The 7,846-nt window shown below is 70.9% G+C and carries 6 protein-coding genes; 1 reads left to right on the top strand and 5 read right to left on the bottom strand.

From position 1 onward, the window contains the following. On the top strand, positions 1-843 hold an 843-nt coding region (locus GCU69_RS25910), incomplete at its 5' end, for an ABC transporter ATP-binding protein (protein ID WP_156207328.1). A 189-nt stretch (positions 844-1,032) separates the two neighbouring features. Here the strand turns inward: GCU69_RS25910 and GCU69_RS25905 are convergent. The 5 genes from GCU69_RS25905 to GCU69_RS25885 form a co-directional block, all read right to left on the bottom strand. Beyond that, a complete protein-coding gene (locus GCU69_RS25905; protein ID WP_156207327.1) occupies positions 1,033-2,283 on the bottom strand; it encodes an ABC transporter ATP-binding protein in 1,251 nt (416 codons plus the stop codon). 14 nt (positions 2,284-2,297) lie between these two features. Continuing rightward, positions 2,298-3,398 carry an ABC transporter ATP-binding protein gene (locus GCU69_RS25900; protein ID WP_156207326.1) on the bottom strand — a complete coding sequence of 367 codons (1,101 nt, stop codon included), beginning with the start codon at positions 3,396-3,398 and terminating at the stop codon, positions 2,298-2,300. 11 nt (positions 3,399-3,409) lie between these two features. Continuing rightward, positions 3,410-4,387, bottom strand: coding sequence for an ABC transporter permease (locus tag GCU69_RS25895; protein ID WP_098755065.1), 978 nt, complete (start codon positions 4,385-4,387; stop codon positions 3,410-3,412). A 128-nt stretch (positions 4,388-4,515) separates the two neighbouring features. After that, positions 4,516-6,312 (bottom strand): ABC transporter substrate-binding protein, encoded by a 1,797-nt coding sequence (locus tag GCU69_RS25890; protein ID WP_098755066.1) that lies wholly within the window; start codon positions 6,310-6,312, stop codon positions 4,516-4,518. A 79-nt stretch (positions 6,313-6,391) separates the two neighbouring features. Further along, entirely contained in the window at positions 6,392-7,432 is a 1,041-nt protein-coding gene (locus GCU69_RS25885; protein ID WP_408055845.1) for an ABC transporter permease, read from the bottom strand. Positions 7,433-7,846 lie beyond the last annotated feature (414 nt).

Raw genomic sequence — 7,846 nt, 5'->3', positions numbered from 1 at the left:
CTGAAGGCGGTGCGGCGGAACATCCAGATGGTGTTCCAGGACCCGTACACCTCGCTCAACCCGCGGATGACGGTCGGCGACATCATCGGCGAGCCGTACGAGATCCACCCGGAGGTCGCTCCCAAGGGCGACCGGCGCCGCAAGGTGCAGGACCTGCTGGACGTCGTCGGGCTGAACCCGGAGTACATCAACCGCTATCCGCACCAGTTCTCCGGCGGCCAGCGCCAGCGCATCGGCATCGCGCGCGGCCTCGCGCTCAACCCGGAGATCATCGTCGCGGACGAACCGGTGTCCGCCCTCGACGTGTCCGTGCAGGCCCAGGTCGTCAATCTGATGGAGCGGCTCCAGGACGAGTTCGACCTCAGCTACGTCTTCATCGCGCACGACCTCTCGGTGGTGCGGCACATCTCCGACCGGGTCGGCGTGATGTACCTCGGCCGGTTCGCCGAGTTCGGCACCGACGAGCAGATCTACGAGCGCCCCACGCACCCGTACACCCAGGCCCTGCTGTCCGCCGTTCCGGTTCCGGACCCGCGGGCGCGGGAGCGGAGGGAGCGCATCCTGCTCTACGGCGATGTGCCCTCGCCCGCCGATCCGCCGTCCGGCTGCCGCTTCCGCACCCGCTGCTGGAAGGCCGAGGAGCGGTGCGCCCTGGAGGTGCCGCTGCTGGCCGTGCCCGCCGCCTTCCGGGGCCGGGACGACGCCTCGGCACACCCCTCGGCCTGCCACTTCGCGGAAGAGCTGCCGCTGGCCCGGCCCGCGCCGCAGCACGTACGGCAGGGCGGGCCGAGCACCCCGTACGACTCCGGGGCGACACCGGAGCCCGGCGGCGGGCGGCACTGACGCGCGGCGGGCGGCCCCACCGGGGCCCCACCGGGCGGCCCCGGCTGGGCGGACGCGGGGGTGGGACGGACGCCCGGCGGGGGCACGCCCGGCCGGGGTACGCCCGCCGGGAGCGTGCTCGCCGGGGGAGCACCCCCGCCGGGGGCACGCTCGCCCGGTGAGCAGCCCGGACCCGGGCGGGGCGGCCGGTCAGCCGTCCCCGCCCGGCGCGCGGTCGCGTTCGGCGGCGGGTGAGGGACCGCGGTCCCGTTCGGCCGCGGCGAGCGCCGGGTCGAGGATCACGTCCGCGCCGCGGGCGGCCGTCGTCGGCTCCTCGGGGAAGTGGCAGGCCGTCAGATGGCCCTCGTGGTTGCCCTCGATCCGTACCAGCGGGGGCTCCTGTGTCGCGCACTTCTCCCGCGCCTTCCAGCAGCGGGTGCGGAACCGGCAACCGGACGGCGGGTCGACCGGCGAGGGCACGTCACCGGCGAGCCTGATCCGCTCCCTGCCGCGGCCGGGAGCCGTTCCCGTCCGCCGGCCAGCCCCGGCCCGCGCCCCGTCACCGTCCCCCTCGGCCTCGTCGTCGTCCCACAGGGCCGCCCGGGGCACCGCGGACAGCAGTGCGTGGGTGTACGGGTGCCGGGGGCGCTCGTAGATCGACGCGCGGTCGCCGACCTCGACGATCTTGCCGAGGTACATCACCGCTACCCGCTGCGAGAAGTGCCGGACCACCGCGAGATCGTGGGCGATGAAGAGGAACGCGATGCCCATCTCGCGGCGCAGCCGGTGCAGCAGGTTGACGACCTGCGCCTGGATGGAGACGTCGAGGGCCGACACCGGCTCGTCCGCGACGATGATTTTCGGCTGGAGGCCGAGGGCGCGGGCGACCCCGATGCGCTGCCGCTGGCCGCCGGAGAACTCGTGCGGGAAGCGGTTGTAGTGCTCGGGGTTGAGGCCGACGATTTCCAGCAGCTCCCGGACCCGCCTCTCCCGGCCGCCGGGCGGGTCGATGCCGTTGATCTCCATCGGCCCGCCGACGATGGTGCCCACCGTCTGCCGGGGGTTCAGCGAGGAGTACGGGTCCTGGAAGATCATCTGGATCTCGGGCCGGATCGGCGCGAGCTGCCTGCGCCGGGCACGGGTGATGTCCTGCCCGCGGTAGGTGATCCGGCCCGCGGTCGGCTCCAGCAGCCGGGTCAGCAGCCGTCCGGTGGTCGACTTGCCGCAGCCGGACTCGCCGACCAGGCCGAAGCTCTCGCCGACCCCGACGGACAGATCGATCCCGTCGACGGCCCGGACCGCGCCGACCTGCCGCCTGAACGGGAAGCCCCCCATGACCGGGAAGTGCTTCGTCAGTCCCTCGGCCACGAGCAGCGGCTCGCCGCGGGAGGGCTCGTGCCCGCCGTCGCGCGGGGCGGGCAGGGTGTCCGCGGTGCGGCTGGTGCCGCCGGCGTCCTTCATCGTCGCTCTCTCCCTCAAGCCGGCCGGGAACCGGGCTGCTCGGTACGGTGCCGCTCCGGCGGCAGCCCGGTCGCGCCGCCCGTCCGCAGGCGCCGCTTCTGCTCCGGCGTCAGATGGCAGGCCGCGCCGCGGCCCTCGGGCAGCAGCGGCCGCTCGCCGGAGCAGCGGTTGCCGCCCACCTCGGCGGTGTGGGCGCAGCGCGGATGGAAGGGGCAGCCGGGCGGCGGGGCGAGCAGGCTCGGCGGGGTGCCGGGGATGGGGGTCAGCTCCTCGTCCGGGTCGGAGGTCAGGCTCGGCATGGAGTTCAGCAGGCCCCAGGTGTACGGGTGCCGGGGCTCGCGCAGCACCTCGCGGACGCTGCCGCGCTCGACGGCGCGGCCCGCGTACATCACCAGGATGTCGTCCGCCGTCTCGGCGACCACCCCCAGATCGTGCGTGATCAGCACGATGGCGGAGCCGAACTCCTGCTGGAGGTCGCGCAGCAGGTCGAGGATCTGGGCCTGCACGGTGACGTCGAGGGCGGTGGTCGGCTCGTCCGCGATCAGCAGGTCCGGATTGCACACGAGCGCCATTGCGATCATCGCGCGCTGCCGCATGCCGCCGGAGAACTGGTGCGGATAGTCCTCGGCGCGCAGCCGGGGGTTGGGGATGCCGACCTTGTCCAGCATCTCCACCGCCCGCCGGTGCGCCTCGCGCCGGGAGGCCCCGGTGTGCTTGCGGTACGGCTCGGCGATCTGCCGGCCGACGGTGTAGTACGGCGAAAGCGCGGTCAGCGGATCCTGGAAGATCATCGCCATCTTGTTGCCGCGCAGCCGTTCCAGGGTGCGTTCCCCGGCGCCGGTCAGCTCCTGGCCGTCGAGCAGGATCTCCCCGGCGATCTCGGTGTGCCGCGGGTCGTGCAGCCCGAGGACGGCGAGGTTGGTGACGGACTTGCCGGAGCCGGACTCGCCGACGATGCCCAGCGTGCTGCCGCGCTCCAGGTCGAAGGAGAGCCCGTCCACGGCCTTGACGACGCCGTCCTCGGTGCCGAAGCGGACGTAGAGGTCGCGCACGGAGAGGAAGGCGCCGGGGGCGGCGGGCGCGGGCCCGGCCGCTTCCTTGGTCACGGTGGTCACTGGCGGTTCTCCTAGGACAGGCGCACGCGCGGGTCGATGAAGGCGTAGGCGGCGTCCACGAGGACGTTGCACAGGATGATCGCCGTCGCGGCGAACAGCATGACGCCCATCAGCATCGGCAGGTCGGTGTTGAGCACGGACTGCACCGCGAGCCGGCCGAGCCCGGGCAGCGTGAAGGTGAACTCGGTGATCATCGCGCCGCCGAACAGCGAGCCCATGTCGACGCCGAAGATGGTCACGATGGGGATCAGCGATCCGCGCCAGGCGTAGCGGAAGAAGACGAACGGCCGGGACATGCCCTTGGCCCGCGCCGTTCTGACGTGGTCCTCCTGGAGCTGCTCGATCATCGTCGAGCGGGCCATGCGGGTGTAGTTGGCGGTGAAGATCATCGACAGTACGAACCAGGGCAGCAGCAGTCCCGCGAACCAGCCCGCCGGGTCCTCGGTGAGATTGACGTACTCCGGTTGCGACAGCCAGCCGAGCTGGTAGACGAACAGCGCGATGGCGAGCGGGCCGATGAAGTAGATCTGCAGCGAACTGACCACCAGCGAACCGGCGCTGAAGACCTTGTCGACCAGCGTGCCGCGGCGGGCGGCGGCCAGCATCCCGGCGCCCAGCCCGACGGTCAGGAAGACGACGGCGGCGCCCGCGGCCAGGGAGACGGTCGTCGGGAAGCGGTCGAGGATGGTCTTCCAGACCGGCGTGTTGTCGACGAACGAGTAGCCGAGGCAGGGCGCCGGGCAGGGCCCGACGGCGAAGTCCCGGCCGGCGAAGACGCCGACCATGTACTCCCAGTACTGGACCGGCACGGGCTTGTCGATGCCCATGTTCCGGCGCACCACCTCCAGCGCCTCCGGCGAGCAGTTCTTGCCGCAGGCGAGCAGGGCCGGGTCGCGCGGGATGCTGTAGAAGAGGAAGAAGGTCAGGGCGCTGATGATCAGCAGGATCACGACGGCGCCGAGCGACCGGCGGACCAGGAATCGCAGCATGGCGGTGGCAGCTTTCGGATGCGTCCGGGCCGGCCCGGGATGCGGCGGCCGGCGTGCTGGTGTGGGGCCGGCGGCACCCCCGGGTGCGGCCGTCCCGCCGGACGGCCGCACCCCGGCCGGTGCGGCCGCTACTGCTTGACGTACAGCTTCGTCGGGTCGATGCCGCTGAGGTCGTTGTTGTAGACCATGCCGCCGATCTTCGAACCGCTGATCTGCATGTGCTTGTAGTAGTAGGCCGGCACCATCGGGGTCACTTCCTCGACGATGTACTTGTTCAGCTCGAACCACTCCGGCGCGGCCTTCTCCGGGTCGGCGATCGCGGAGATGCGGTCGATCTCGGAGTTGATCCTGTCGTCCTTGACGTGCGAGTAGTTGTTCCCGCCGTCCTCGATCCTGCGGCCGTCGAACTGCGGCGGGATCACCGTCGAGGAACTGACCCAGTCGTGGCCCCAGTTGCTGCGGTACAGGTCGTACTTGTTGTCGACCTTGCCGATCAGGTCGTAGTAGGTGTCGGCGGGCAGCTCCTTGCGCTGCACGTCGAAGCCGGCCTTCTCCAGCGCGTCCGCGATGGCGACCGAGCCCTGCTGCTCCTCGGTGGCGTTCCGGAACGGGAAGGACAGCTTCATGCCGACCTTGCCGGCCTTCTCCAGCAGCTGCTTCGCCTTCTCCGGGTCGCCGCCCGGCTTCTTGAGCTTGCCGAAGGGGTCGTAGCCCTTCTCGTAGCCGGGCAGCAGCGGGCTGATCAGGCCGCCCGCCAGCTCACCGCCGGCGGCACCGCCGTACGGGGCCAGGATCGACTTGATCGGCAGGGCGTGCGCGATGGCCAGCCGGACGTCGTGGTCCTTGATCCGGTCCATGTTGATCGCGAACGCCGCGACATAGGTCTGATAGCCGGAGATCGTCCGCTTCTCCGCCTCGGCGTCCCCCATCACCTGCGGGATCGTGCCCGCGTCGACGGCGTTGTTGAAGCTCGTCGCGAACTGGTTCTCCCCGGTGTCGGAGAGCAGCCGCTTGCTGGAGTCGTCGTTCTGGTGGTTGAAGGTGATCTCGAACTTGTCCGGGTACTGGTGCCGCGCCGGGTCCGTCTCCGGGTCCCACTCGGTGTTCCGCACCAGCGTCATCGACTTGCCGGACTTGAAGGACTCGATCTTGTACGGGCCGGTGGCCAGCGGGTCCTTGTCGTACTTCTGCCGGGTGTCCTTGCTCCCGGCGGGCACGACGCCGTAACCGGGCATGCCGAGCGCGTACGGCAGGTCGTTCTGCGGCTTCTTGAAGTGGAAGACGACCGTCTTGTCGTCGGGGGTCTCCAGCACCGAGTCCGGCAGGTGGTCGCCCTTGTACGGGCCGCCCGGCAGCAGGTCCCGGTACTCCGTCTTGCCCGCCAGCCAGGACTGCACATAGCTCGGACCCTCGGTGATGAAGTCCGCGAACTGCCGCTCGAAGGTGTGCCGGATGTCCTTCGAGGTGATCGGCGAGCCGTCCTCGAACTTGATCCCGTCCTTCAGCGTGTACGTCCACGTCCTGCCGTCGTCCGAGCGCTCGCCGCTGTCGGTGGCGAGGTCGCCGACGACCGAGTACTCGCCGTCGTTGTCCATCTTGACGGTGGTCAGCCGGCGGTGGATCAGGGAGGCGAGGCTGCCCTCGTCCGACACATAGATCTGCGCCGGGTCCAGATGGGCGTAGCTGTCGCGCTGGAAGACCCGTATCGTGCCGCCGGGCTTCGCGCCCTCGACATCCTCGGCGGGCCCCTGCGACTCCTCCGCGCCCGCGAACTGGACGAGGCCCTGCTGCTCCGCCTCCTCCGTGCCGCCCTTCTCGCCGCCGCCCCCGCCACCGCCGCCGTCACTGCAGGCGGTGAGGACGAGAGCCCCCGCCGCCAGCGCCACCGCGGCGGCGCGCCCTCTGCGTGCCAGGTTCCTGTTCATGGCTGTCACTGCACCTGCCTGTCGTCTCTGGCCTGAACCGCTGTCCGGCTCCGAGCTTGTCGCTGCGCGCGGATCGCGCTCATCGTCCGGTCTTGGGGTCGAAGGCGTCCCGGACCGAGTCCCCGAGCAGGTTGAACGCCACGATGAAGATCACCATGGCGCCGCCGGGGAAGAACATGTAGGTGAAGTCGTTCTCGAAGACCTTCGCGCCGGTGGCGAACATCCGGCCCCAGTCCGGCGTGGGCTCGATGAACCCGACACCGAGGAAGGACAGCCCGGCCGCCGCGGTCACGAAGTTCGGCAGCATGAGCGTGCTCTGCACCAGGATCGGCGTCACCACGTTCGGCAGCAGCTCCTTGCGGATGATCCGCCAGGGCGAGGCGCCGCTGACCCGCGCCGCCTCCACGTACTCCCGCGTCCGCAGCGAGAGCACGGTGCCCCGCAGGATTCTGGCCAGGCTCATCCAGCCCAGGAACCACAGCACCAGGATCATCGCGACGGCCCGCACCCAGGTCGGTGTCTCGTCGGTGTCGGCGACGAACAGCGCGACCACGATCGGCATGAAGGCCACGAAGAACAGCTGGTTCGGGAAGGCCATCAGCAGGTCGATGAAGCGCCCGACGAGAAAGTCCGTACGCCCGCCCAGATAGCCGGCCGCCACGCCGAGCACGATCGCCGTGAGCGTGGCCAGCAGCGTCACGGCGACGGCCACCAGCAGCGAGGTGCGGATGCCGTAGAGCAGCTGGGTGAAGACGTCCCGGCCCAGGATCGGCTCGATGCCGAACCAGAACTCGCCGGAGATGCCGCCGTTCGGCAGGACCGGATACCCGAAGTCGTTGAGCAGCCCTTCCCGCTCCTGCCCGTAACGGGTGTACGGGTCCTTGCCGTACAGCCGGGAGACGACCGGCGCGAGCAGCCCGGCCGCGAAGAAGAACAGCACGACGTACGCCGAGATCACCCCGGTCCGGTCGCGCCGGAAGCGCCGCCACATCAGCCGGCCCGGGGAGCGCCCCGCGAGCCGCTCCGGCCCTGCGGGTACCTCCGGCCCGCCGTCCCCCGGGCCGCCCGCGGGCGCGGGGGCCCCGGCCCCTGGCGCGGCAGCCCCGGATGGACTCTTCACGTGTGGCCCCCCCGCACTCTCGGTCCTCGTGGAACGCGTGCCCCCGGCACACCGAAGTGCCGTGGGTTGAGCGGACTTTGACAACGAGGTTATGGCGGAGTCAAGAGGGTGACGAGGGGTGACGCACCGGTTCCGGGCATCTTGAACGAAGATTTCGCATTTCGAGGTCGCGGTGTGCTTGACAGCCCGTGCGGGCCCGGGAGTTATCCGGGCGAACCGCCGTCAAGCGCCGTTACACGCAGGCAACTTGCCTGTCGTGGCGCCGATATACGAACGCGACACTCTGAGAAGCGTACGGCCGTGCGGGTGCCGTGGACCGGCCGGGGCGGGATACGACGCCCCGGCCGGTCGCCCGAAGCCCGCCTCCCTGTCCGGCCCCTGTCCGCGGCCCCGTCCGTCCCCCTGGCCGCGGTG

The organism is Streptomyces lycii (assembly GCF_009735685.1).
Lineage (GTDB): Bacteria > Actinomycetota > Actinomycetes > Streptomycetales > Streptomycetaceae > Streptomyces > Streptomyces lycii.
Note: the sequence above shows the minus strand (reverse complement) of the source record. Positions and strands in the feature narration are given on the sequence as shown.

Bases quoted from the DNA above. Each gene is read 5' to 3' on its own strand.
- GCU69_RS25905 (WP_156207327.1), bottom strand. From the start codon at position 2,283: ATGAAGGACGCCGGCGGCACCAGCCGCACCGCGGACACCCTGCCCGCC.
- GCU69_RS25890 (WP_098755066.1), bottom strand. From the start codon at position 6,312: ATGAACAGGAACCTGGCACGCAGAGGGCGCGCCGCCGCGGTGGCGCTG.
- GCU69_RS25895 (WP_098755065.1), bottom strand. From the start codon at position 4,387: ATGCTGCGATTCCTGGTCCGCCGGTCGCTCGGCGCCGTCGTGATCCTG.